Raw genomic sequence first — 23,682 nt, forward strand, 5'->3', positions numbered from 1 at the left:
TTGATAATATTAGCGTTCTGACACAAACCACCGTAAGTGTAAAGGAACTCAAAGCTCATTCCCCTCAGTTACGGGAATTAAATGAATGGTATCGAGAAAATGTCCGGAGTTTAGGCATTGCCACAAAGGTCTACTATGAAACTCAGCCTGTCAAAGGGATTTTGGTGGTAGACCCAGATAGTGCCAACCCCGGCATTGAAAAAGTGAAGCCGGTTGCCATACCAGAGAATCACATTGACCTATGTAAACCAGAGTCTCAAAACAGTCTGCTCTATCTTGGTGTCAAGAAATTTATCAAGGAATGCCTCAAAACAAAAGAGACAGCTATAATAATCCGCACAGAATGGGGATTAACCATTGCCGGAACACGTATCACTCTCTACGATGTGATGGATTATGTCACAGCTCAGTATCCACCCAAGTTAATTGGGGATGTTCTTAACCTCACTAACGAACAAGTAAGCGCTGCACTATCATACATTGAAGAAAATCGTACCCAAGTCGAAGCAGAGTATCAAACTATTTTGCAAGAGGAACAGGAAAACCGACAGTATTGGGAACAACGGAATCGAGAACACTTTGCTCGCATTGCAACAATGCCCCCTAAACCCGGTCGAGAAGCGTTGTGGGCAAAACTCCAGGAACAGAAAGCAAGACACGGACAGAAAGCATGATTTTCTTGATTGATCACAATCTTGAGAGACATGCAAAAGTTTTGTTAGGCAACATTGCTAATCAAGGTTGGCTTGAGACTCTCCCCATCCGTTTTGTCTACTTTCAAGAGGTTGAGCTAGCAATCGATAGCAATGATCGAATTGTTTGGCGCTTTGCTCAAGCCAATCAGATGATTATATTAACAGCCAATCGAAGAATGAAAGGTAAGGATGCATTGGAGAAGGTTTTGCGTGAAGAAAACAACTCTAATTCCCTTCCTGTGATCACAATTGGCAATGCTAATCGGGTCTTGGATGAAGGAGCCTATCGGGATAAATGTGTAGACCGGCTACTTGAAATTGTGATTGACATCGAGAATTATATGGGAGTAGGTCGGCTCTTCATTCCCTAAGATAGCATTGGAAACCAGTGTTATTATGATCAGAGATTAATTCATCGTAGGGTGGGCAGTGCATAAAACCAATTTAAAACCTAACAATCCTAAAATTAAGCACTGCCCACCGACAGTAAATTAACTATAAAATTAATCCTCTGGTGGGCAGTGCCTCAGATAAATTTAAAACCTAAAAATCATCAAGGTAAGCACTGCCCACCCTACATCTCCTCCCGATTCCCGATTCCCGATTCCCGACTCCCGATTCCCGATTCCCGATTCCCGATTCCCGATTCCCGATTCCCGACTTCTAGAAAATATCCTTCCGCTTCTGTAATCGAAAAGCGATTATTAAATAAACCCCTGTGTGTAAGCACAGTAGTAGCCAATTAAGAATCAAATTTTGCCAAGTGGCATCATAAACTGGTGTTGCTTCAAAGGGAGGAGGGGGAAGCTTTAATCCGAACCTGGAAGACTGTTCTGGTACCATGCTATTCACATTTACCAGGGCACCGTAAGCTCCCATTGACCAACGACTTACCATCAGCCAAGATAGTGTACTGGCTAATCCTTTTAGTTTAAAAATAACTCCAGAAAAAATAATCTGTGGTAGCAAAATTAATGGTATAGTATTATTGGCTTCACTTTCATTTTTAACCAATGTCGATACCATCAGACCTAAACTGGTAGCAGCGATAATCGTTAAAAAAGTAGTGATTCCCAAGCCAATTTTCCAATCCAGTAGTACAGAGGTAGGTGACTTAAACCCATAGAGCACAATAGTAACAATCAAGATAGTTTGTAAAATAGCTAAGCCAGACCGAATCAATACTTTGGAACCAAGATAGGGAAATAACCCTAAATTAACCAGTCGCTCTCTGGCATAAATACTGGACTCTTTCACAATTTCTTGGAGTGAACTAGATAGTCCTACCCAAAGGGCAGCACAGGTAAAAATAAACAGTACCCGTAGCGCTAGAGGTGCTTGGGAGATCTCTGGAGAATTCAGTTGAGCTAAAGGGTCTTTCCCTGACAAGGTGAGAATAATCAAGCTAATCCCAATGGGAGCAGTTAGTAATGCTAGGGCAACACTCCGCATATCCCGCACTACTAGTTTTAGATAGCGCTGACTGAGCAACAGCAGTTGCTTGAGTTTGAGTTGCTTGAGTTGCTTGAAAACAGGAATACCAGCACTTTTGCTAGGGATTGACGTCGATAGCAACCTTTGACCAGGACTGAGGTGTGCTGAAATGTAGGTCTTGTAAGCAGGTGAGCTGAGAAACCGCTGATGCCAGTTTTCACTATTCTGCTCAAGTTCCTCCGGTGTTTCCCCTTGCTCTAGCTTCAGGTAAATATCAGGGAAGTATCTTAAGTCTGGAGATGGCATCTTAAAAAAGTCCATCGCTTCTGTGGGAGGACCAAAGTAACACAACCGTCCACCCCGACCCATAAAAGCAATGCGATCGCATACGTCAATATTCGCAGTAGCATGAGTCACCAGCACCACAGTTCGTCCCTGATTCGCTAATTCTCGCAATAGCTGCATCATTTCCTTATCCAGTCCTGGATCTAGACCAGACGTAGGCTCATCCAGAAAGAACAGTTTCGGATCAGCCAATAATTCCACAGCAATACTGACTCGTTTCCGTTGTCCCCCACTGAGATTACCCACAAGAGTGTTTCTCACAAAATCCAGTTTGACTTGTGACAAAGTTTGCTTCACCACCTGTTTCACATCAGTATCTGGTGGTAATCGTAATTCACAGGCATAGGTTAGTACTTCTTTTACCGTTAAATCCCGATGCACAATATCATCTTGGGGAACATAGCCAATTTGTGAGCGGTACTGATTAAAATGCTGTCGCAAATCTTGGCCATTGATAAATACAGTACCATTAGTAATTGGTGCAATTCCTAATAGCGTTTTCAGTAACGTAGATTTACCAGTACCACTACCTCCTACCAACGCCACTAACTGACCTGGTTCAATGGGCATCGAAACCTGATTCAGAATAGTCCGTTTTTTGCCTAATTTATAATTAAATTCGCGCAGCAATTTATCAGCATCAATCCGAATTTGATTCCCTTGGTCAACTAATTCTAAAGTATCCTGCCTCAACAGTAATATAAACGGACCAATCCGAATCGTATCCCCATCCTTAAGTAAGACAGGTTTATGGATTAATTTGTCATTAACAAAGGTACCATTTCTGCTATAATTATTAATCTGATAATTGCTTGCTGAAATCTTGATAATGGTAGCGTGAAGGGTGGAAACTGTAGGTGCATCTAATTGCCAACAGTGGGAAAGTTCAGGATTAGGAGAACGACCCAATTGCACTGGCCAATTTTGAACAGTTGCCAAGGAAAGCTGCCGTTTATTTGGCGTAACCCTTGGTTGACTATGGGCAGGATTAAAGTAAGTGAGGCGAATGTAATCCCGAGGATTTTGTCCAATAGTCAACTCCGCACCATGTTTGAGAAGATACCCATCAGTGATACGAGTGTGGTTAACAAATACTCCATTAGTACTAGGATTTGCCCCATCACCATCAAAGATGCGATAATCCTCTCCCTCTTGAAGCAGAAAAGCATGGCGTTGGGAGACAATAGTCCAGCCTTTTTCAGGAATATCGAAATCTGACCAAGTGCGATCGCGTCCTAATCGATAAAATCCTTTCTCAAGAGAAAAACGAAGTACTTGACCTTGATTGTTTAGCTCTAGATATATCATTGTAATATATAGCACTCTCAATCGGATGAGGTACCTCGCCCTTAGGGTTTTAGGGAGCTAAGGCCGTGGGCTAATAAAATTGAATGTACCTCATAGCTATTATAAACGCTAGATAATTTTTATTTGAGATGTAAACATAGGATTGATCTAAAAAGCAAACTTATTCCTTCTAATTCTTAAGCAGTCAGCGGTCAGCAGTCAGCGGTCAGCTTTCCTTAACTCAGATTAAACTATAGCGGTTTTTATTCTAATGAGGTACACAAGATTTTTACCCTATTAGCTCTTAGCTCTTACGTCTTCTGACTTCACTGCTCCCTGCTCCCTGCTCCCTACTCCCTCAAAAAATGTACCTCACCTAATTGAAAACCGCTATAATGGTTAATTGTGTTATTCAAAAGCTGACCGCTGAATACTTACGAATGTTAGGCACTGTTAGCTAGCCATAGCGGATTTGGTAGCAAACGTGATAATGCCAACACCAACAACAACCAAAAAGAAAGCGAAATATACAAACGTCTTTGAATAGGGTTGGCTTGCTATTACTTTATCGTTACTACTCTTGTTACTATTCATAGCTCCGCGAACAGAAATAAATAGTAAAGGAAGAGAAACAATCATTCCCAATACTTCAATTACAAATAGCGCCTGAGGCATGGGATCTGGCGAGACTGGAAATAGTGTTCCTAAATCTAGGGCGTATACGATAAAATAGGAAATGCCACATAACCCAGACACAATGAACGCCCACTTCAAATCTTTGAAGATAAAGTAAACAATCAAAAGGCTGACTATTACTAGGGAAGTTAAAAAGGTATTAAATATACCCAATATCAACGGGTCAATATGTGAGAAACTCCTTGTTTCAATTAAACCACCAGGAACAAGAGATGCCAACAATCCAAACGATAAAACCAAGAGTGCAGATACCAGATGTCTAATAGTTATCGTCATTGTAATTACCTCATAACTAGAATTATTGCTGTCGAACATCACAGATCAGTCGCAGAAAATCTTATAGGGTTTCCCTAGGGCGATAAGGGGTTTCCTTAAGCAAATGACTGACCAATATTTTTAGAAAAAACAAAGGCAGAAACCATTCCAGACCAGGAATTGGGGGAAATAGATAGCGATCGCCTAACAGCCCTAAGCTGTAAAGCCCTAGCGCCACTGGACGTTGAAGATAAAGGGGAGACCGCAAAATCAAGACCGATGCCCCCAACAGGTAGCTGGAGACACCAATAAAGAATCCCCAATCTCCCCCACGAAAGAGCAGGGCCACTAACAAGACATGGATGACATGAACAGACACAAATCCTAAATGCTGCTGCCAACCCTGTTCCGGTCGGTGATACCAACGCTTAGCCGTGGAGGTAGCATTGGTGAGGACACCCCCCACTAAATCCAGGGCAAGAACAGCGATCAGTCCTAATTGCAACGGGGTCCACTGTATTGGGAGGGTCAGGGCGTAGGTTGGAGCTGCTACCAAAGCCACCAGCGACGGTACAAATTGTATGAGCAACTCAGCTTGGGTTGCCCCTGGTCCGGTGAAGCGATCAAGCAAACCTTTCAGACCAGAGCGAGGGGAAGGACAAGTCAGCTCAGAGTGCATTAACCTAACCTCATAACAGTTGTTATTATTAACATAACAACTGTTATGATAAGCTGTCAATAGACATTGACACTGTGTTTCTGTCCGACTTTATATCTGGTGTATATCTGGTTATAGTAGTCGGCAGGGCAGGCGCGGACATGACAAAAGTCTCAAACCTAAGTAAGCGCAATAGTTTTACTTCTGACTTCTGACTTCTGACTTCTGACTTCTGCTATAGTTCCCTTTGATGCTCATGTCCCAACAGGATCGCCGCCTTGAAGTTTCTGAAGCCGCCTGGCGAGTTATTGTCCGAGAAGGGTTAGATCGCACCAGTATGCGGGCGATCGCCCAAGAGCTGGGTTGCACCACGGGAGTTGTTACTCACCACTTTCGAGATAAGCAGGAGCTGATTCTCTTTGCCCTTAATCAAGTAACTCAGCGTCTGCAAAAAACCATGCAGACTGCAACAGAGCACGCTAGGGGAGTGGATCGACTAGTAGAAATGCTATCTGCGTTTTTGCCACTAGACACTCAACGGCAAGATATTCTCAAGGTCTGGGTCGCTTTTTTGGGGTATGCCATTGGACGAGAAGCCTTGATGGCTGAGCATCAACAGAGTGCTGCTCAGCTCCGTGAGGTGATTATTCAAGAGTTGAAAGCTCTACAGTCAGCCAAACTGATTCGAGCTAACATAGAGCCAGAGTTAGAAGCCAACGCCCTGTTAGCCCTAGTGAATGGGGTTAGCCTCGACTCCCTGATTCAAGCCAAACGCCTTAGCCCTGACCAGCAGCAGATTGTAATTCGGCGCTACGTTAACGAGTTGCTGTCTACCCATGCTATTTCTGGCTCTGGTAATTCCTAATCAAGACAAGTTTGTATTGTCAAACATTAAAGCAATGGCATGTGAACCTTAACCAAAAGGCTAATATGATTGCGATTAAGAATTAAACAATCACATGACAGCAGCACAGCTAGACAACCCCAAGCCCAACCCAAAAAACAACAGTCTGTTACACATAGAAAACCTACAGATGCACTTCCCTATCACCCAAGGAATCATCTGGCAAAAGCAAATTGGCTCCATCAAAGCTGTCGATGGACTCAACTTCCAGATCAACCGTGGCGAAACCTTAGGCTTAGTAGGAGAATCTGGCTGTGGCAAAAGTACCACTGGACGAGCGATCCTACAACTATACCGTCCCACAGCCGGTCATGTTTACTTTGAAAATATCGACCTAACCCAGCTAGACGCTGAATCCCTGCGCCAGATGCGCCGCCGGATGCAAATGATTTTTCAAGACCCCTATGCCTCCCTCAATCCCAGGATGACCGTAGGAAGTATTGTCGGTGAACCCCTGCAAATTCATGGGTTAGCCACCGGTAAACAAAAACAAGAACGAGTCCAGTCCTTACTAGAAGTCGTAGGACTCAATCCCCAGTTTATCAATCGCTATCCCCACGAATTCTCTGGGGGTCAGCGTCAGCGGATTGTGATTGCTCGCGCCTTAGCGTTAAACCCTGACTTTATAGTATGTGATGAACCGATTGCTGCTTTAGATGTATCCATTCAAGCCCAAGTGGTTAACTTGATGCAGTCGTTGCAAGCAGAATTTGGATTAACTTATCTATTTATTGCTCACGATTTAAGTATAGTGCGCCACATTTCTGACCGGGTGGCAGTAATGTACCTAGGCAAAATAGTAGAACTGGCAGATCGCGTCTGTTTATATGAGAACCCCTTGCATCCCTATACCCAAGCATTAATCTCAGCCGTACCAATTCCTGACCCTGAACTTGAGCGTCAACGGGAACGTATTATCCTAACAGGGGATGTACCCAGCCCGAGCAATCCCCCGAAAGGTTGTCGGTTTCACACTCGCTGTCCTATGGTAATGGATACTTGTCGGCAAGACCCAGAACCAGAGTTTAAAGATGCAGGTAGAGGACATTATGTTGCTTGTCATTTAGTCCATTGACAAGAGGATCTTAGTATAGCGCTTATCATAGGACTAACCACTCACAAAACTAATGTTCGTCCATCGCAATGGATCGAGAGCAACGCCAATTACTCGGTAGAGCCGAAGGCCATCCCATCCGCAGGGCTTCTGGGCAAATAGTATGAATGGTCAGCTGGCAATCAATTAGCTGCAAGCCTTCTTTTTCTACCTGCCTCATCCCTTGTTTCAAGATTGAGTCATTCTTGAATTCAACGGTCTGGTTACACTGAATACATACCAGATGATGGTGATGATGGGGAAAAGGCTGATTGAGTTCATAATGTTTATGCCCTTCTGCCAATTCCAATTCCCGCAGGATGCCCATCCGTGACATTAACTTAACGCTACGGTAAATTGTAGATAAGCTGATTCCTTCTCCTCGTTGGTCGAGCAATTCGTGAAGTTCCTCAGCACTCAGATGGGTTCCTCTCGGTAAATTTTGGAAAACGTGGAGAATGGTCTCCCGTTGCGGTGTCATACGCCAACCTCGAGCATTGAGTTCGGCCTTGAGTGAAGCGGCAGTATAGTTAGCCATGGTAACCCTCTCAAAAACGAGCCATTATTGACAATATTAAATAATTATTTCTCTCACTTGCAAGAAAATTTCCTAATTGAGAATAAATAGTAAAGGATTATTGGTTACTTTTGAGAATAGGCCAGGCACGGATCGAGCTCTGATACAGGGATACAACGAAAATACCAAATCCAGCTTTACGATCGGGATTTGGCAAATAAGTTAGGAAAAGGGCGAATAACTGAAAAAGGGGGAACAGAGGGAAGACAGGGAACAGGGTTAGGGAAGCAGATTGACCATAACCCTTGTGTATTGTGGCTTGTATGTTATGACTATGTTATTGCCCGATACTTTTTAGCTACCAAAGTCTACCAAGATAAACTTTAGTCCGCCAATGCAAGATGCTTTCACATCCAGGGGGTATCTCCCAAAGCTCTAACGGAATATCCCGCGAGCGCCATAAAAATGTCAACAAAGTTGGTTCCACCGGGATAGAGAGCGCAACTATTAAACCCTTGGTTTTCGGCTTTAATTTAAGTTACATAATAATCCCTGTCGGTGTTACCCTAATTTAAGTCTAACAAATAATAAGAGTTTTTGCTCACGGGGTGACAACAAAGCTCAAACCTAGATAGGTGTTAGGTTTTAGGTTTTAGGTATTGGGGAAATTACAGCAATGAGTCATTTGTATTTCCCAGGAATTGAAGCAATTTTCACCATACAACGTCAATGATAGTTTTAATCAATCCATCCCGCTTGACAATTTTACCTAACACCTAACCCCTAAAACCTAACCCCTGTAAGATTTTCAATTAGCTTGTCACCCCCTGAGGAGTTTTTGGTAGACTCTGCGACGTTTTCTTGTGCTGTTTACTAACCCCTCTCCCTAGATTTTGGCGATTGATGCTTAAAACTTGCAATAAGTAAGCAGACAATACCTAGGTTGATACACACATCGGCCACATTAAATACCGGAAAGTTAATCAACCGAAAATGGAGGAAATCCACAACGCAACCCGTGACTGTCTGGTTATCTACCAAACAACTGTTGAAAAAACGGTCTATGCCATTCCCTAATGCTCCTCCCAGTATGAAGCCATAACCAAGCTGTTCCAACCTAATCAGCTTTGGCCCAAACCAAGCTAGGCCGATTAAACCAAGACTCACAGCTAAGGAAAGCCAGCGTAACCAGCTGCCGTCTTCACTAAAGAGACTGAAAGCGGCACCAGTATTAGTCACATAGGTAAAGTGAAACACTCCTTGCCACAGGGGTAGAGTCTCATCCAATTCAAAATTCTGCACCACCCAATATTTAGTCAGCTGATCCAGAATCAGACCAATAGCAGCAGCAAACCAACACAGGGGGTTTTTTTTCATTAGTCATTAGTCATGATAGCATTTATTGATTGGGTCAGGTACTTACTAGGAGTAGGGAGTAGGGAGTAGGGAGTAGGGAGTAGGGAGTAGGGAGTAGGGAGTAGGGAGTAGGGAGTAGGGAGTAGGGAGTGTCAAAGTCGTTTTACGCATCAAGGGTGGGTAAGTCCTTTAGTGATTAGTTTTTTGTTAATTAACCCTTATCAATTAACAATTGTATTTTGACCAATGACTTTTAATAAAACATTAACTGCCGTAGAGCAAATGCCACAACGGTGACAGAACAAACTACCACTAGCTGACTCGGTAAAGGCGAAATGGTATATTTCATGATCGCTTCCATGAGAGGCATAGCCCCAAGCACTGACCAATTGATGCCGTGGAAAATCATCAAATAGCCGACACCATAGGTATGGATGGTTAGTAGACCACACAGGCAGCTAAAGGCCAATGTTTCGACTCGTGCTTGTACCCGAAAGGCTAAAAAACCACACACCCAGGCTCCAGCAATAAAGCCTAGTATGTATCCAAAGCTCGGTTCTTTGATATAGCCAATACCTCCACCTTGAGTAAAGACTGGCAGGTTCAAGCCGATGACAACATAGGCAATTTGAGAAAGAGCACCAGCATTTCTGCCTCCTAAACAAGCAGCTAGTAGGACTGCTCCAATCTGATAGGTAACCCCTAAGGATATAGTTTGAACACCTTGAGTTGACCAATCCCAGGGTGGATTGGAGACAAAGAAGGCTTCTAGAAACGTGCCGCCGATGGTCAGCAGCAAACCAATTATGGCCCACAAAATCTCATTGGGAGCAGACACAGTTACATCGATAATCTATTTATTCTGGGAGTTATATTCTCCGGGAATCGGAGCTTCACCACCGGTTAGACCCAAAGAGTCCAGCATAGCGTGGTCTTGCTCTGGTGGCTGTCCCAGAGTGGTGAGGTAGTGTCCAATCAGCATAGCATTGATTCCGGATTTTAGCCCTTTTGCCTGCAATTCACCCATCACAGCTTCTCGCCCACCAGCATAGCGCAGGATTTGCTCAGGTAGGATCATCCGGAAAATTGCGATCGCTTTTAGTGCTTCATAGGGGTCTAGCTTCCCAGATTCTCCCAAAGGGGTTCCCGAGCGAGGATTGAGCAAATTCAGAGGTACTGATTCCACCTTTAACTCCCGCAGGGCTAGAGCTAAATCCACTCGGTCTGCCCAGCTTTCCCCCATGCCCATAATCCCACCAGTGCAGGCTTGAATCCCCACTGATTTCAAGTTCTGGATCGTCTCGACGCGATCGCGCCAGCTGTGAGTAGTGACAATTTCTGGGAAAAACCGCTCTGAGGTTTCTAAGTTGTGGTTGTAGCGAGTTACCCCAGCTTCTTTCAGGGCTTGGGCTTGTTCCGAGGTGACTTCTCCCAAAGCACAGCAAGGCTTAATGCTTGTTTCGGCAATAATCTCCCGTACCGTTTCCAGAATTTGTTCAAACTCTTTCGATTTAGGACTACTGTACTTTGGTCCACGTCCCTGACTCACTAGGCAAAAACGTTTGGCTCCAGCCGCTTCAGCTGCCTTAGCTTGAGCCATTATCTCTTGCTTAGACTTAAGACCATAAATCGGGGAATCAACGCCAGGATGGTGAGCCGACTGGGCACAGAAGCCACAATTTTCTGAGCAACCACCAGATTTGACATTGACGATACTACACAAATCCACCGTATTACCACAGCAGGCTTGGCGCACTTTGTCAGCTGCTTGGCACAGCAGCAATATATTATCCTGCCCTTCCAGTTTGGTCAGGGCTAAGGCTTGCTCTCTAGTAATGCGATCGCCTGCAATAATCCCCTGAGTTAGCTTTTGCAGCCACTGATTCAGGGATGCTGGGGATGTTGAGCATTTTTCTGGTGTACTTGCTGGTGTACTTGCTGGTGTACTTGATAAATCTACAGATACACCTACAGCAGTTGACAAAGGTGCTTGAACCACAGTATCTCCCACATATCTCAGCTTTAAAGGCACCCCTCACTATACCACCTTAGAGTAAGTTAGCTAGTGAAACCTACTACACCAACTCAAAATTTAACCTTTTCTTAATTATAATTTAACCTAATGCTTAACCAACTCTTTATGGTAGAGCGGTACACTCCGGCTGTGACGCCTAAAAAAATCAAGCCAATTCCATGTTGTCTCAAAAGAATTATTCATTGTCAATAGCATTGATCACCACCTTAGCCATGGGGATTACCTCCTGTGGTGGTTCAAGCCCTAAAGTTAAGGTGGATGGTTCCAGCACTGTATTTCCCATCTCTGAGGCAATGGCGGAAGAGTTCCAGAAAGCCAATCCGGGAATCCTTGTTAATGTCGGTGTCTCTGGTACTGGTGGTGGATTCAAGAAATTTTGTGCTGGAGAAACCCATATTTCCAACGGCTCCCGTCCGATCAAAGAATCAGAAATAGAACTTTGCAAGAAGGGAGGAATTGAGTACATCGAATTACCCATCGCCTTTGATGGACTCTCTGTAGTAGTTAACAAAGAAAATAACTTTGCTAGCTGCCTAAAAATTTCTGAACTCAAAAAAATGTGGGAGCCAGCAGCTCAAGACAAAATCAAAAACTGGAAGCAAATTCGTCCTGGTTTCCCTGATACCAAACTAGGACTTTATGGCCCAGGAACTGACTCGGGAACCTATGACTACTTTATGGAAAACACGGTTGGTAAAGACAAGGGCTCTCGGGGCGACTATACCGCTAGTGAAGATGACAATTTGCTTGTTCAAGGGGTATCGAATGATAAGGGTGGACTAGCCTTCTTTGGTTACGCCTACTACGAAGAAAACAAAGATAAACTCAAACTTTTAAAGATTAATGGAGGAAGTGGTTGCATTGCTCCTAGCACAGCAACTATTGCCGATGGAAGTTACAAACCTCTAGCTCGCCCAGAGTTTATCTACGTCAATAAAGAGGCGGCAACTCAACCTGAAGTTAAAGCATTTGTAGAGTATCAGTTGGCAGCAGCAAATTCCAAATTAATTTCAGAAGTTGGCTATGTTCCCATGCCAGAAGATATTATGATGCTGGTGAGGAAGCGCTTTAGCGACGGCAAAGTTGGTACAGTCTTTTCTAATGCTCCTAAAGGCTCCAAAGTGAAACAGCTATTGATGAAAGGGAAATAAATAATAGTAAAGGATGCATTAAAGGATGAAGGCTGAAGGCTGAAGGCTGAAAAGAACCAAGTTGCTAAGTCACCTTGTAAGTCACCTTGATAGATATCACCACTACACCTATGAGTAGAATTATTTCATTCCTCACACTTGATTCCTCACACTTAATTTATCACAATTGAGCCTTCATCCTTTATCCTTTAGCATTCGCACTGCATCCTACCCTAATATAATGCTATCAAGCGAACACACTTGCTCCTTCAAACTTGCTCCTTCACACTTAATACTTTACTGATGTCTACCACTCCCTCATCTTTTGAGTCATCAGACTCTGAGATGTTTCGACCAAACCGGCAGTTAAACAAGCGGGTAGAACTGGTAGTAAAAATAATTTTTGCTACCTTTGCCTTGGTTTCTGTCGCAACTACCATCGGCATTGTTCTAACCCTAATATTTGAAACAGTAGGATTTTTCCAAGAAGTATCACTCTTGAAATTCCTTACTGATAAAGCATGGACTCCCTTGTTTCCTAATCCGAAGTTTGGCATTTTTGTGCTGATTAGTGCCACCTTCCTGACCTCTGTAATCGCGCTGATGGTGGCATTACCTCTGGGATTGCTTGCAGCTATCTACTTGAGTGAATATGCATCTAGTGGTATCCGTCGCTGGCTCAAACCTGCCCTAGAAATATTAGCAGGGGTTCCTACGGTAGTATTTGGTTACTTCGCTCTGATGGTAGTTAGCCCTTTCTTAAGAGATTTTATTGGTTTTATTAATTGGGTTATAGCATTGATGGGTCGGGTTATACCTATTCCGGAGTCATTTGCTATTCCAGATTTACAAGGATTCAATGCCTTAAGCGCTGGGATTGTTTTAGGAATAGCCATTATTCCTATGATAGCTTCCCTCAGTGAAGATGCTATCTATGCTGTACCCAATAGCTTAAGACAAGGTGCTTATGCCTTGGGGGCAACTAAACGAGAAACCATTATCGGAGTAGTAATACCAGCAGCATTATCTGGAATTGTTGCTTCCTTCGTACTAGCGGTTTCCCGTGCTGTCGGTGAAACCATGATTGTTAGCATCGCTGCGGGTCAAAATCCCACCTTGGGACTGAATCCCCTAGTACCAGTGATGACCATGACAGCCTATATTGTTCAGGTAAGCTTAGGAGATACACCAGCAGGTTCCCTAGCCTACAAAACTATTTTTTCTGTAGGCATGACCCTGTTCTTACTGACCTTAGCCCTAAATATCTTTAGCTTTTGGTTTGTCCGTCGCTTCCGGGAGAAATACGACTAATGGCACAAGACCTAAAACCTCTAGGAGACGATTCCCCAGGTTACTTCAACCTGGCGCTAACCAAGCGCTACAACTTTGATAAAATCTTCGCCTTTGCTGCCTGGGTTGGCATCTTTTTTGGGCTAGCCATACTCGCAGTATTGCTGATTGATGTTTTTAGGGATGGTCTGCCCCGGCTCGATTGGCAATTTATCACCAGTCCTCCCTCCCGTAAACCAGACCAAGCCGGTATTTTTCCTCCTTTAATCGGTAGTGTCTGGCTGTTGGTGATAACAGCAATGGTCTCTTTTCCCTTGGGAGTAGGGGCAGGTATTTTCTTAGAAGAATATGCCACTGACAACCTGTTGACCCAGATTATTGAAATCAACATCGCTAACCTAGCTGCTGTACCTTCAATTATTTACGGCTTATTGGGTTTACAAGTATTTGTCCGGTGGTTGGAACCCATTACTAATGGTAGGAGCATACTAACTGGTTCCCTAACCCTGTCCTTGTTAATTCTGCCCATCATTATTGTTGCCACCCGTGAAAGTCTACGGGCAATTCCCAATAGTTTGCGTCAAGCGGGTTATGCCTTAGGAGCAACTCGCTGGCAAGTGATTCGAGAGCATATTTTTCCTCTCGCTTTACCTGGTATCCTGACAGGAACCATTTTGGCACTGTCAAGGGCAATTGGGGAAACTGCTCCTTTAATCACTATCGGAGCATTGAGCTTTATTACCAGGCCGCCCATGAATCCACAAGATCCATTTACTGCACTGCCAATTCAAGTTTACAACTGGATATCCCGTCCCCAAGAAGCCTTCCACACTAACGCGGCTGCGGGAATTGTTATGTTGATAGTAGTGCTGTTGGTCATGAATGCCGGAGCAATTTTCCTGCGCAATAAATTCCAAAGCAATAGATAAAAAGTCAATATCCCCACTATTAAAATACAGATTCAAAGGGATGGAAAAGTTTTCAGTTTTGATTTCAAAAGTTGACAATTACACAGAGGATTTAAATATGAATTATAACCAAGTTATGGACTGCACAACTTCGTCTGTAGAAGTACAATATCCGGTTTTACGGGCTGAAAAAGTTTCCGTATACTATGGATCATTTTTAGCAGTCAAAGATGTCTATTTAGATATTCCGAAAAAACAAGTTACCGCCTTTATCGGACCGTCTGGTTGTGGAAAAAGCACCTTGTTGCGATGTTTTAATCGCTTAAACGACCTGATTCCAGGAGCACGGGTGACAGGTAGAATTACCTTCCATGGCGAAAATCTCTATGATAAAAAGTTTGACAACAGCATTGAAGAAGTACGTCGCCGCATTGGCATGGTATTCCAAAAGCCAAACCCTTTTCCCAAATCCATTTATGAAAATATTGCCTTTGGAGCCCGGATTAACGGCTATCAAGGGGACATGGATGAATTAGTGGAGCGCAGTCTTCAACAAGCTGCCCTCTGGGATGAAGTCAAAGATAAACTAAGACAGAGTGGTCTGTCTCTATCTGGCGGTCAACAACAGCGTTTGTGTATTGCTCGCGCCTTAGCCATTAAGCCAGAAGTGTTGTTGATGGATGAACCCTGCTCTGCTCTTGACCCCATCTCCACCCTCAAAGTGGAAGAACTAATGCACGAGCTGAAAGAGAAATACACGATTGTTATCGTTACCCACAACATGCAACAAGCTACCCGAGTAGCAGACATGACCGCTTTCTATAACGCTAGGGCAACGGAAACAGGTGGCAAACAAGGCTATTTAGTAGAGTTCAATAGAACTGAAGTCATCTTCCAAAATCCTCAGCAGGAAGCAACCAGGGACTATGTTAGTGGGCGTTTCGGCTAAATCCCCCTAACATTTTGCCCTAACATGGGGCGTTGCTTAATAATGGAATGATTTTAAGAGTTTTGTGGAATGGGCATCTTGCGTGGAATGGGCATCTTGCGTGGAACTGGCATCTTGCCAGTTTCATGCTTATTTTCGGGCGGGCAGGATGCCCACTCTACTCCTATTCACAAGAAGATTAAGCAACGCCTAACATCGAGCGAAACCTTGCGTTTCAAACCCAACTCCTGGGAGATTTGATCTGAGACTACACATCCCATGGCAACAGGCCCGTGGGATTTTTTTTTCTGATGGGGATGATCCCCCCAGTACCAATTCAAGATAGGATCAAATCTGATTATAAAATTGGATTTGTTGTCAATCATGCGAATAAAGCGCTACTTATCAGGTTTTATTGCCCTGGTACTGGTTATGGTTATCGGTTTAACTGGTTGTGCCTCAAGTGGTACAGGCTTAACAGGAGATTACCGTCAGGATACAATAATTGCTCTACAAGAATTAAGACAAGCCCTTGAATTACCAGAAGATTCACCAGATAAGACGGCAATTCGTGAAAAAGCAACTCTACTGATGAATGACTATGCTTCGCGCTACCGCAGAGATAGATCTGTGTCTACCCTTAATTCCTTCACTACCATGCGAACTGCTGTCAATTCCTTGGCTGGTTACTACAGTTCCTATCCCAATCGCCCTTTACCGAAAAAGGTGAAGGATCGTCTAGAGCAGGAATTTTCCCAAGTAGAGCGTTCTCTCAAACGGGGCGCTTAAGCTGTCGATACCTCGCCTAGAATAGGCGAGGCATAAGCTGGGTTAACAAAAAAACTGCGAGTAGAAACCTGTCCTATCTTCAGGTTTCTTGAGAACATCCCACCCAAGGGAGGGTAGGATTATCGATGATCTCAAAGTTTTGGCCAATTTTTTTATCTGCTCTCCCCCTAACTCTCATTATAAGTAAGAATTTTCCGGAACAGTAGGTAAGAGAGCTGAAAACAGTTAAAGATAATGCCAGCCGAAGCGCGGTTAGGGGTTAGACTAATGATTATATGGTTTATCACTACTACTAGGGCTTTAGTTAGCTAATAATCGACAATAATCAAACTTGCTTGACAAATTTAATGATATATGCATCAAATAAAACGATATAGATTTACCTCTGACCCCTCCCTTGGTGTTTCCCTTTCTATCCCTAAACCATATAATAACTAGCTAAAGCTAATTTTACCAAAAATCCCAGTTAAAAACCCCTGTGCAATAACGGCGGGGATGAAAACGAGTTAGTGACTTGCTGACCCTCTCGTAGTATCCGTTTAGAATCCCTGATGCTGCACCTGGGGCAGATTTCAAAAATATTGAACCAATCGGGGATGAGTTAGCTGGCTTTTGGCTAACTTTCTGTTCTTTTGTAGTGTTTCTAGGAATGTATAACAGTTTTGTTAAACGGAGGCAACACCGGCAAGGTCTACATCGTAGCTTGATTGCCGCCTTTGCAGTAGGAAGTAGTCTGTTGAGTCAGTGTTGGTTGGTACCAACCGCTGAGGCAAAAACAAAAGCTTATTGCCACTTTACTCAGGAAGCGATCGCTCAAAAAGAAAGCTTAAGAGTTAATTCCTTAAAGGACAACTCAAACTCTAAAATCAGCTACCAAACCATTATCCAGGAACACGCCAGTTTCTTACAGCAGTGTCGTTCCCAAACCTGGCCGAAGAATCAAGCCATTTGGGTGCGCTTATATCCCTGTGATGCTCGTCCTGGAGCCCTTGAGGAAACCCTCGACCGTATTGTTAACCAAGGCTACAATCAGGTCTACGTTGAAGTATTTTACGATGGTCGCGTCCTGTTACCAAAGGCAGATAATCGTACTCCTTGGCCGTCAGTCATACAACAACCGGGGAATGAGAACGTAGATTTATTAGCCCAGGCGATTCAAAAAGGTCGTGAGCGGGGTTTGCAGGTATATGCCTGGATGTTTACCATGAATTTTGGTTATACCTACGGTCATCGTGCCGAGCGGCAACAGATTCTTGCCCGCAATGGTCGGGGAGAGACCAGTTTGTCGGTAGTTAAGAATGGCTCTCAAGTATTTATCGACCCTTATAATCGACAAGCCCAGGTAGACTACTATGAGATGCTTAAGGGTGTATTAAAGCGACGCCCCGATGGGATTTTATTCGACTACATTCGCTATCCCCGTGGTTCAGGTTCCCAGTCTGTGGCCAGCAGTGTCAAGGATCTTTGGATTTACAGTGATGCAGCTAAGCAAGCCCTGTATCAACGGGCTGGTAACAATCAAGGTAAGGAGCTAATTCGGCGCTATCTGAGTAAGGGTTCCATTAGTACTAGGGATATAAAAGCTGTCAAAAAGCTCTACCCTGATGAAAAAACTCCCCTGTGGCAAGGTCGCACTCCTTCCCCAAGAGAGAGTACTCGAACTATACAATGGCAGTTGTGGCAACTCAGTGTTGCTCACGCTGCCCAAGGGATATTAGACTTTCTCAAATTAGGTGAATTGGCAGCAGAGCGAGCTGGGGTACAAGCCGGTGCAGTGTTTTTCCCTGATGGCAACCAAGTTGTAGGTCGCATGGGTTATGATTCGAGACTACAGCCTTGGGAACATTTTCCCCGTTCCCTGGAATGGCATCCCATGTCTTATGGTGTTTGTGGTCACACCGGTTGTATTGCCAATTTAGTCAAACGGGTGTTTAAGTGGGCATCGTCGGAAACAGACGTAAAACCAGCATTAGCAGGAACTTGGGGAAGATCCATAAAAAATCGTCCTTCCCTAGAAAACCAGATGCAGGCATTGCGCCGAGTGACACCACAAATTAACTCAGTCAGCCATTTTGCTTTCTCTTGGCAAAATCCAGAATTTGACCGCGAGCGAAAGTTTTGCAGATTATAGCAGTTCGACCTTGACTGAGGTACTTATGACCTGAGGGGAGTAGGGAGTAGGGAGTAGGGAGTAGGTTTTTTAGATCAGGGTCAAACCCAACCCCAACCCCCTCATGAAGCTGCTGCATCGCTTCGACACACCCTACACCCCATACTCACGTCTTTGTTAAAAACCTACCCTTATCAGCCCCCTCGACCTCTGATTAAGATTGGCCTAATGGGGATAGTTCTGATTAAGCAGTTACTAACTGGGGTTCAGGACGCTTGCTGTTACGAATACCGCTAATGGCCTCTGCGTAATCTGGTGCCTTGAATACAGCTGAGCCAGCCACAATCGCATTCGCTCCGGCTTCTAGCACTTCCCAGGTATTGTTCACCTTGAGTCCCCCATCAACTTCAATCCAGGGAGAAAGACCACGCTCATCACACATCTGACGCAGTTTGCGGATTTTTGGCACAACTTCTTTGATAAAGCTTTGACCACCAAAGCCAGGATTGACGCTCATAATCAGGATCAAGTCACAGACTTCTAGGACGTACTCAATTAAATCCAAGGATGAGGAGGGGTTAAGTACAACACCTGCTTGCTTACCCAATTCTTTAATCTGACAGAGAGTTCGGTGCAGATGGGGTGAAGCGTTGTGTTCAGCATGAACGGATATAATATCAGCCCCTGCCTTAGCAAAGTCTGCGACATACTTTTCTGGTTCCACAATCATCAAGTGGACATCCAGTGGCTTTTCGGTAATCGGGCGAATGGCTTTAACAACTAGAGGACCAATGGTGATGTTAGGGACAAATCTACCATCCATTACATCAACATGAATCCAATCAGCCCCTGCGGCATCCACAGCCTTAATTTCTTCTCCCAGTCGGCTAAAATCAGCTGACAGGATAGAAGGGGCAATAACAACTTGCTTTTGGGATAGGGTGTTGCTCATGATTGGAGGTGTTCTCCTGGAAGCTTATTTTTTAGTATTTTAACAAAATCTTTAGATTTTCCCTAACGAGTTGTTGTGGTGCTGACCTACTTAGTGACCACTGGTCTCGTGACCAGTGGGCTATAAATCAGCCCATACCTACGGATGCTCACCCCTAGCAGGTCATGATGGAACTTTTGATAACATGGGCAACAGTTAGTCAGTCTGTAATTTTATGCAGCTGCCTTGCTCAAACGATAGAATATCCTGCTTTAATAGAATTTTGGAGGAAATATGGCGTCAAATCCCCAAGCATCTGCATATACTCAGAGCAGCACCAATGAAACTACCCTGGAGGATGAAAAACAGCTGAAAGTAGACCTCAAAGTTGACAAACCTGGTGCTATAGCCAAACTCACTGCTCCTGAGCCAGGACTGACCCAACCGTGGCAGGAATGGTTGCAAACTCTTACAGAAATTTTGTCACAATTGCCGGAATATATCGGCGGATTTGTTAGCAATTACCAAAAACCCTTGCTTACCGTTGGTCTTTTGCTGGCTGGGTTCATTACTGTTAAGGTCACGTTGGCGGTGCTGGATGCAATTAACGATATTCCCCTGATGGCACCGTTGTTTGAATTAGTGGGTATTGGCTATACCATCTGGTTTGTAGCTCGTTATCTACTCAAAGTCGAAACACGCCAAGAATTATCAGGGGAGATTCAATCCCTTAAAGGTCAGTTTATAGCTAAAAAGTGATATCTAGTTTGGTGGCATTAGCCCTTGTCAGGTGAGGAGTATAAAAAATAGGGCATGGACAATTGTCTCAATTGCTTTCCATGCCCTATTCCAGTAAATTAGTTTGACTAAATTAGTTTGACACTCCCCGGCCTAAAGGCGCGAGGATTATTTAGAGGAGGTACCCTTTTGGGGCATTGCTCGTAACAACTACCAACATGGGGTTGATAGTCCACTTGGCGGTGCCAATTGCCTCTACTCTCTCCGACAGAAATGTCATTGAGTCTACTTTTTTTTTGAAGTACTTTGATTCGCTTTCCGAAAAGACTCTTGCGTGGCATTGGGCTGGAATTGGAGTCTTAGACCGAGTCCCCATTTCGAGTAACTACCATTTAACCAAGGCGTCCCACTGCTGGGAGTTTCACCCTTCCTTTTCCCTTCATTGCGTTTTATGATATTCTAGCACAAAGCCGTCCTAGAAGGACGGGGTTTCAGACCCATTTTTTTTTGATGAAAGTAAATTGGTGTTGTTTGGCTGTAGCTCCTTGTAGCTATACTAATTAATACCTATCACTTATTGATCAATAATTAGCGGGATTGATTGGATAATAAAATTCAAACCTCAACTTGCCGAAGCACTGCGCAGGGCTTGAGCTGCTAGATAGAGTTTGTTCCATTCACCCATCACCTGGTTAGTTCTCCAGTTAAGATCGTTAGCGATCGCTTCGAAGGTATGACCAGCTTTCATCTTATCCAGCAACTGCTGTTGTTCAGGGGTCAGTTTTTGCTGATATTCTTGCCATTGCCTTGGGGTTAGTCCAAACCTGTGCTCAGTGTAGGATGTTTCCAGCCAACTGGCTACTAAGTCTGGCTGGCCTTTTACCCCATTGATGGAAAAGACACGAATGGCATGGTAGCTAATTTTTTCCCGTAGACGATAGACCTTCTTGATCGGCCAATTTAGGCGACGAGCGATCGCCTCTTGAGATTGACCTTGCAAGTAAAGTCGCAGCCAAAGGGCCGCCTCAGACCCTAAGTTTTTCTCTAAGTAAGCCTCAAATTCCTTAGATACGGACATCCTTAGGCTTTGTTTGTCTTCCCAAGCCTGCTTATGTTGATAATTAGTAATGGCTTGGTTATCCAATAGACTTACTGGGGCATCGGTTTCCCCTTCCGGGTTGATTGACTCTGACACTAAACGTACCATGTCTCCTTCTGGCACATGGGTCATACCGCCACGTTGAGACCGACGCAGAAAGTTGACAAACCGATAGACAACTAAGGGCTGGTTGCGAATCGGGCGCAGACAATACTCTTCAAGAGTAGTTAATAATAAAGCATTGCGCAGCGGTTCTTCCTTGGTACATTGTCTAATCCAGGCAATTTGCTTTTGGATATAGCGATCGCTATTTAATAATTCCTGAATCACTTCTTGGAGAACATCCACCACAGCCCTTTGGCGATCGCGACTTAGGGACACCCAAGTGCGGATTTTATTGCGTAAGGTAACTAGACTAGCTAAGCGGGTGGTCAAATTGCGATAGCAACGTTCTGGTGGCACCCCCAAGTAACGCTGTTGCAAAATTCTGTAACGATACTCCATTGCTTGGACAGCGATTACCAGTTTGCTCTGAGTGAGAGTGTCAAACCCCTCTTTATCTTCTCCAATTAACCACTGTACAATACTGGAGCTGGTGGCTGGATTTTGGTTGGGACAGTCACTCAACAAGCGCGACTGCCATTCTCTTTCCAGTTTATCCGCCAACTTTGCCATGACATTGCACTCCTTGGATCCCTGTTTTAAAGTTTGCATGACAACCCTCCCTGTTTCTACTCACTCGAAGTGGGTAGTGACTGCTTTCTATTTGACCACTAATTTCTAGGTATTGGAAGTGATCAAACTCCCATAACTACGCTTACGAAAGTCACACCAGTAGGATGATAGATAGCACGCCTGTCTGGAGATCTAGATCCTCTTTTAGATGTGTTCTAGATCACAAGCCCTAAATAGACTTCTGGGACATCCAGCAAGTTTTAGCTTCGTAAACTAGGGTAAGCACCACTATTTAGATATCACTGAGAATGATATGAATTATGCTGATAGCAGCCAATTGATATACCGTCACAGTATCTTCATAAGTATTTATCAAGCTTTTAGTTTAAAGGTGTTTCACCAGGGTAAACGCATCTTGTTGGGTAAGCGGGGGTAGTTCTCAATAAACCTAGCCTTATTGTGCTTATTGACAATTATTTTTATACATATAGTGTTTATTTAATTTAAAAAACACTATATATAGGATTTAAAAAATTAGATGGGTTTACCCTGGGTGTTTCACTGATTCGTCTACCCTGATAATCTAACCCTGACGATTTAGCTGAGTACACCCGATATCCCGGTAGCTCTTGACCTTAGGGATTACTATTTAACATACCTTCTTGAATCAGAGGAAATGCTCATACCTAATATTGAATATATCAGAAAACGCCCATCAGATCAGCTAACTTGATGCTGAAACAGGCACCCTGGGAATTTTACACAGGTTGGAATTACCGCTGTGCCTATGAATTCTATCCTCCAAGCTAGTCAACTGCTAATAGGTAAATCAGGAGTTCCCCATAGACAGTATATCCACCCAGACCTATCAAACGTCTGTAATTCTGATATCCCCGTTCGCCGTTGGCGGTTACCTATTGGCTAAAACCTTAATTTTTCCTTTCAGCTGGGTAAGTCCTGACTGTTTTGAGAGGGGAAACCTGATATCTTGATAAAGATGTTTTGATAACTATATTTCTTGATTAAGCATGTCTGACCCATTTTCTCCTGAGGTAAGCGATCGCATTTGTAAGCACATGAACGATGATCATGCTGATGCTGTGGCACTGTATGCTCAGACTTTCGGCAATTCCCCGGATACAGAAGAAGCAGAAATGGTTTCGATTGATGCTCAAGGCATGAATATAATCACAAAAGTCAAGGGGGAGTCTTCCACTGTGCGCATCAGGTTTGATCATGAACTTAAAGATTCTGAAGATGCTCACTACACCTTAATTGACATGATCAAACAGGCAAGGCAGTCAGTAACCAACCTGAAGGGGTGACAAGCAGCAATGAAGCGCCTTGTTGTCACCCCCTCAGGTCACCAACTTTCACCTTAGAAAAGGTTGAAGATTCAAGCTTACCCTTTAGGCAGGGTGAGTTTGAGCATGCCGTTATGATATTCAGCTTCAACCTGATTTCTGTTAATCTTGGCTGGTATTGGAATAACCCGTTTGAATTTCCCATAGCGTAGTTCCGAGCGTACCATACCTATTGCTTTAGTCCTAGCTGCTGACTGGCGCTCGCCACTGATGCAAACAGAGTCTTCCGTGAGTTCAACATCAAGGTCTTTGGCTTCCATGCCTGGAATTTCTAGTCTCAGGTAAACGGCTTTAGGAGTTTCCTCGATCTCTGCATAGGGCATAAACGTCATCCCTGGAAATCCTCCCTCGTCGCTATTCATGAAATGGGTGAGTCGGCGGTTGAGTTCCCGATGCACACTTTCTAGATCTGGCAGATGTTCCGAACGAGTAATAGCCATTATGG

25 protein-coding genes are annotated in these 23,682 nt (G+C 44.0%); 14 read left to right on the top strand and 11 right to left on the bottom strand.

What is annotated here, in order from left to right; genetic code table 11:
• From F6K57_RS41865 to F6K57_RS05240, 3 genes are all read left to right on the top strand, one after another.
• Positions 1–674 (top strand): DUF433 domain-containing protein (locus tag F6K57_RS41865; RefSeq protein ID WP_364301400.1); only part of this gene is annotated, 674 nt, incomplete at its 5' end.
• Positions 671–1,066: a DUF5615 family PIN-like protein gene (locus tag F6K57_RS05235; protein ID WP_293065471.1), complete on the top strand. Its 396-nt coding sequence runs from the start codon at positions 671–673 to the stop codon at positions 1,064–1,066. The genes F6K57_RS41865 and F6K57_RS05235, both read left to right, overlap by 4 nt.
• 150 nt (positions 1,067–1,216) lie before the next feature.
• Entirely contained in the window at positions 1,217–1,441 is a 225-nt protein-coding gene (locus F6K57_RS05240) for a hypothetical protein (RefSeq protein WP_293065474.1), read from the top strand.
• Here the strand turns inward: F6K57_RS05240 and F6K57_RS05245 are convergent.
• From F6K57_RS05245 to F6K57_RS05255, 3 genes are all read right to left on the bottom strand, one after another.
• A complete protein-coding gene (locus F6K57_RS05245) occupies positions 1,359–3,782 on the bottom strand; it encodes an ATP-binding cassette domain-containing protein (protein WP_293065477.1) in 2,424 nt (807 codons plus the stop codon). The genes F6K57_RS05240 and F6K57_RS05245 overlap by 83 nt on opposite strands.
• 432 nt (positions 3,783–4,214) lie before the next feature.
• The gene (locus tag F6K57_RS05250; RefSeq protein ID WP_293065480.1) at positions 4,215–4,733 is read right to left on the bottom strand and encodes a hypothetical protein; all 519 of its coding nucleotides are present in this window, start codon (positions 4,731–4,733) and stop codon (positions 4,215–4,217) included.
• A 61-nt stretch (positions 4,734–4,794) separates the two neighbouring features.
• On the bottom strand, positions 4,795–5,391 hold the full coding sequence (locus F6K57_RS05255) for a hypothetical protein (RefSeq protein ID WP_293021846.1): 597 nt from the start codon (positions 5,389–5,391) through the stop codon (positions 4,795–4,797).
• A gap of 229 nt (positions 5,392–5,620) precedes the next feature.
• Between F6K57_RS05255 and F6K57_RS05260 the strand changes: the two genes are divergently transcribed.
• Positions 5,621–6,235: a TetR/AcrR family transcriptional regulator gene (locus tag F6K57_RS05260; protein WP_293065483.1), complete on the top strand. Its 615-nt coding sequence runs from the start codon at positions 5,621–5,623 to the stop codon at positions 6,233–6,235.
• A 94-nt stretch (positions 6,236–6,329) separates the two neighbouring features.
• Entirely contained in the window at positions 6,330–7,349 is a 1,020-nt protein-coding gene (locus tag F6K57_RS05265; RefSeq protein ID WP_293065486.1) for a dipeptide ABC transporter ATP-binding protein, read from the top strand.
• A gap of 49 nt (positions 7,350–7,398) precedes the next feature.
• On the opposite strand, the gene F6K57_RS05270 is transcribed toward F6K57_RS05265, so the two are convergent.
• From F6K57_RS05270 to bioB, 4 genes are all read right to left on the bottom strand, one after another.
• Positions 7,399–7,905 carry a transcriptional repressor gene (locus tag F6K57_RS05270; RefSeq protein WP_070393137.1) on the bottom strand — a complete coding sequence of 169 codons (507 nt, stop codon included), beginning with the start codon at positions 7,903–7,905 and terminating at the stop codon, positions 7,399–7,401.
• Between the two features lie 852 nt (positions 7,906–8,757).
• Complete coding sequence (lspA, locus tag F6K57_RS05275; RefSeq protein ID WP_293048376.1) at positions 8,758–9,261, bottom strand: signal peptidase II; 504 nt, start codon at positions 9,259–9,261, stop codon at positions 8,758–8,760.
• A 232-nt stretch (positions 9,262–9,493) separates the two neighbouring features.
• The gene (locus F6K57_RS05280; RefSeq protein WP_293021857.1) at positions 9,494–10,078 is read right to left on the bottom strand and encodes a biotin transporter BioY; all 585 of its coding nucleotides are present in this window, start codon (positions 10,076–10,078) and stop codon (positions 9,494–9,496) included.
• A gap of 15 nt (positions 10,079–10,093) precedes the next feature.
• Positions 10,094–11,251 carry a biotin synthase BioB gene (gene bioB, locus F6K57_RS05285; RefSeq protein ID WP_293065624.1) on the bottom strand — a complete coding sequence of 386 codons (1,158 nt, stop codon included), beginning with the start codon at positions 11,249–11,251 and terminating at the stop codon, positions 10,094–10,096.
• 206 nt (positions 11,252–11,457) lie between these two features.
• Here bioB and F6K57_RS05290 point away from each other — a divergent pair, with 206 nt between their 5' ends.
• The 7 genes from F6K57_RS05290 to F6K57_RS05320 all read left to right on the top strand — a co-directional run bounded on the left by F6K57_RS05290 (position 11,458) and on the right by F6K57_RS05320 (position 18,451).
• Positions 11,458–12,426 carry a PstS family phosphate ABC transporter substrate-binding protein gene (locus F6K57_RS05290; RefSeq protein WP_293021858.1) on the top strand — a complete coding sequence of 323 codons (969 nt, stop codon included), beginning with the start codon at positions 11,458–11,460 and terminating at the stop codon, positions 12,424–12,426.
• A gap of 282 nt (positions 12,427–12,708) precedes the next feature.
• Positions 12,709–13,716 carry a phosphate ABC transporter permease subunit PstC gene (gene pstC / locus F6K57_RS05295; RefSeq protein ID WP_293042737.1) on the top strand — a complete coding sequence of 336 codons (1,008 nt, stop codon included), beginning with the start codon at positions 12,709–12,711 and terminating at the stop codon, positions 13,714–13,716.
• Positions 13,716–14,624: a phosphate ABC transporter permease PstA gene (pstA, locus tag F6K57_RS05300; protein WP_293065491.1), complete on the top strand. Its 909-nt coding sequence runs from the start codon at positions 13,716–13,718 to the stop codon at positions 14,622–14,624. Before pstC ends, pstA begins: the two co-directional genes overlap by 1 nt.
• A gap of 97 nt (positions 14,625–14,721) precedes the next feature.
• Positions 14,722–15,552, top strand: coding sequence for a phosphate ABC transporter ATP-binding protein PstB (gene pstB, locus F6K57_RS05305; protein WP_293042743.1), 831 nt, complete (start codon positions 14,722–14,724; stop codon positions 15,550–15,552).
• A gap of 64 nt (positions 15,553–15,616) precedes the next feature.
• Entirely contained in the window at positions 15,617–15,745 is a 129-nt protein-coding gene (locus F6K57_RS05310) for a hypothetical protein (protein ID WP_293065494.1), read from the top strand.
• Positions 15,746–15,915: 170 nt separating this feature from the next.
• On the top strand, positions 15,916–16,320 hold the full coding sequence (psb27, locus tag F6K57_RS05315; protein WP_364301414.1) for a photosystem II protein Psb27: 405 nt from the start codon (positions 15,916–15,918) through the stop codon (positions 16,318–16,320).
• A 649-nt stretch (positions 16,321–16,969) separates the two neighbouring features.
• Positions 16,970–18,451 (top strand): family 10 glycosylhydrolase, encoded by a 1,482-nt coding sequence (locus tag F6K57_RS05320; protein ID WP_293021865.1) that lies wholly within the window; start codon positions 16,970–16,972, stop codon positions 18,449–18,451.
• On the opposite strand, the gene F6K57_RS05325 is transcribed toward F6K57_RS05320, so the two are convergent.
• Together F6K57_RS05325 and rpe are read right to left on the bottom strand one after the other, a co-directional pair.
• Positions 18,384–18,569 carry a hypothetical protein gene (locus F6K57_RS05325; protein ID WP_293042749.1) on the bottom strand — a complete coding sequence of 62 codons (186 nt, stop codon included), beginning with the start codon at positions 18,567–18,569 and terminating at the stop codon, positions 18,384–18,386. The two genes, F6K57_RS05320 and F6K57_RS05325, sit on opposite strands and share 68 nt — an antisense overlap.
• Positions 18,570–18,674: 105 nt before the next feature.
• Positions 18,675–19,382, bottom strand: a complete 708-nt coding sequence (gene rpe / locus F6K57_RS05330) for a ribulose-phosphate 3-epimerase (protein WP_293042750.1) — start codon at positions 19,380–19,382, stop codon at positions 18,675–18,677.
• A 273-nt stretch (positions 19,383–19,655) separates the two neighbouring features.
• On the opposite strand from rpe, the gene F6K57_RS05335 reads away from it, so the two are divergent.
• On the top strand, positions 19,656–20,120 hold the full coding sequence (locus F6K57_RS05335; RefSeq protein WP_293021868.1) for a CAAD domain-containing protein: 465 nt from the start codon (positions 19,656–19,658) through the stop codon (positions 20,118–20,120).
• A gap of 601 nt (positions 20,121–20,721) precedes the next feature.
• Here F6K57_RS05335 and F6K57_RS05340 read toward each other — a convergent pair.
• Complete coding sequence (locus F6K57_RS05340; protein ID WP_293065499.1) at positions 20,722–21,912, bottom strand: HetZ-related protein 2; 1,191 nt, start codon at positions 21,910–21,912, stop codon at positions 20,722–20,724.
• A 989-nt stretch (positions 21,913–22,901) separates the two neighbouring features.
• Here F6K57_RS05340 and F6K57_RS05345 point away from each other — a divergent pair.
• Positions 22,902–23,198 carry a DUF2470 domain-containing protein gene (locus F6K57_RS05345; RefSeq protein ID WP_293021872.1) on the top strand — a complete coding sequence of 99 codons (297 nt, stop codon included), beginning with the start codon at positions 22,902–22,904 and terminating at the stop codon, positions 23,196–23,198.
• Positions 23,199–23,275: 77 nt separating this feature from the next.
• Here F6K57_RS05345 and F6K57_RS05350 read toward each other — a convergent pair whose 3' ends face one another.
• Entirely contained in the window at positions 23,276–23,677 is a 402-nt protein-coding gene (locus tag F6K57_RS05350) for an Hsp20/alpha crystallin family protein (protein ID WP_293021873.1), read from the bottom strand.
• Between the last annotated feature and the right edge of the window lie 5 nt (positions 23,678–23,682).

This window comes from Moorena sp. SIO4A5, assembly GCF_010672005.1.
In the GTDB taxonomy this organism is placed as follows: domain Bacteria; phylum Cyanobacteriota; class Cyanobacteriia; order Cyanobacteriales; family Coleofasciculaceae; genus Moorena.

What these genes read in the sequence shown, in the direction of transcription:
- F6K57_RS05340 (WP_293065499.1), bottom strand. Translation starts at nt 21,912, where the DNA reads ATGCAAACTTTAAAACAGGGATCCAAGGAGTGCAATGTCATGGCAAAG.
- F6K57_RS05250 (WP_293065480.1), bottom strand. Translation starts at nt 4,733, where the DNA reads ATGACGATAACTATTAGACATCTGGTATCTGCACTCTTGGTTTTATCG.
- F6K57_RS05325 (WP_293042749.1), bottom strand. Translation starts at nt 18,569, where the DNA reads ATGCAGCAGCTTCATGAGGGGGTTGGGGTTGGGTTTGACCCTGATCTA.
- rpe (WP_293042750.1), bottom strand. Translation starts at nt 19,382, where the DNA reads ATGAGCAACACCCTATCCCAAAAGCAAGTTGTTATTGCCCCTTCTATC.
- F6K57_RS05350 (WP_293021873.1), bottom strand. Translation starts at nt 23,677, where the DNA reads ATGGCTATTACTCGTTCGGAACATCTGCCAGATCTAGAAAGTGTGCAT.
- F6K57_RS05245 (WP_293065477.1), bottom strand. Translation starts at nt 3,782, where the DNA reads ATGATATATCTAGAGCTAAACAATCAAGGTCAAGTACTTCGTTTTTCT.
- F6K57_RS05335 (WP_293021868.1), top strand. Translation starts at nt 19,656, where the DNA reads ATGGCGTCAAATCCCCAAGCATCTGCATATACTCAGAGCAGCACCAAT.
- F6K57_RS05265 (WP_293065486.1), top strand. Translation starts at nt 6,330, where the DNA reads ATGACAGCAGCACAGCTAGACAACCCCAAGCCCAACCCAAAAAACAAC.
- F6K57_RS05345 (WP_293021872.1), top strand. Translation starts at nt 22,902, where the DNA reads ATGTCTGACCCATTTTCTCCTGAGGTAAGCGATCGCATTTGTAAGCAC.
- psb27 (WP_364301414.1), top strand. Translation starts at nt 15,916, where the DNA reads ATGCGAATAAAGCGCTACTTATCAGGTTTTATTGCCCTGGTACTGGTT.
- pstB (WP_293042743.1), top strand. Translation starts at nt 14,722, where the DNA reads ATGAATTATAACCAAGTTATGGACTGCACAACTTCGTCTGTAGAAGTA.
- lspA (WP_293048376.1), bottom strand. Translation starts at nt 9,261, where the DNA reads ATGAAAAAAAACCCCCTGTGTTGGTTTGCTGCTGCTATTGGTCTGATT.
- F6K57_RS05260 (WP_293065483.1), top strand. Translation starts at nt 5,621, where the DNA reads ATGCTCATGTCCCAACAGGATCGCCGCCTTGAAGTTTCTGAAGCCGCC.
- F6K57_RS05235 (WP_293065471.1), top strand. Translation starts at nt 671, where the DNA reads ATGATTTTCTTGATTGATCACAATCTTGAGAGACATGCAAAAGTTTTG.
- pstC (WP_293042737.1), top strand. Translation starts at nt 12,709, where the DNA reads ATGTCTACCACTCCCTCATCTTTTGAGTCATCAGACTCTGAGATGTTT.
- F6K57_RS05320 (WP_293021865.1), top strand. Translation starts at nt 16,970, where the DNA reads ATGTATAACAGTTTTGTTAAACGGAGGCAACACCGGCAAGGTCTACAT.
- pstA (WP_293065491.1), top strand. Translation starts at nt 13,716, where the DNA reads ATGGCACAAGACCTAAAACCTCTAGGAGACGATTCCCCAGGTTACTTC.
- F6K57_RS05270 (WP_070393137.1), bottom strand. Translation starts at nt 7,905, where the DNA reads ATGGCTAACTATACTGCCGCTTCACTCAAGGCCGAACTCAATGCTCGA.
- F6K57_RS05255 (WP_293021846.1), bottom strand. Translation starts at nt 5,391, where the DNA reads ATGCACTCTGAGCTGACTTGTCCTTCCCCTCGCTCTGGTCTGAAAGGT.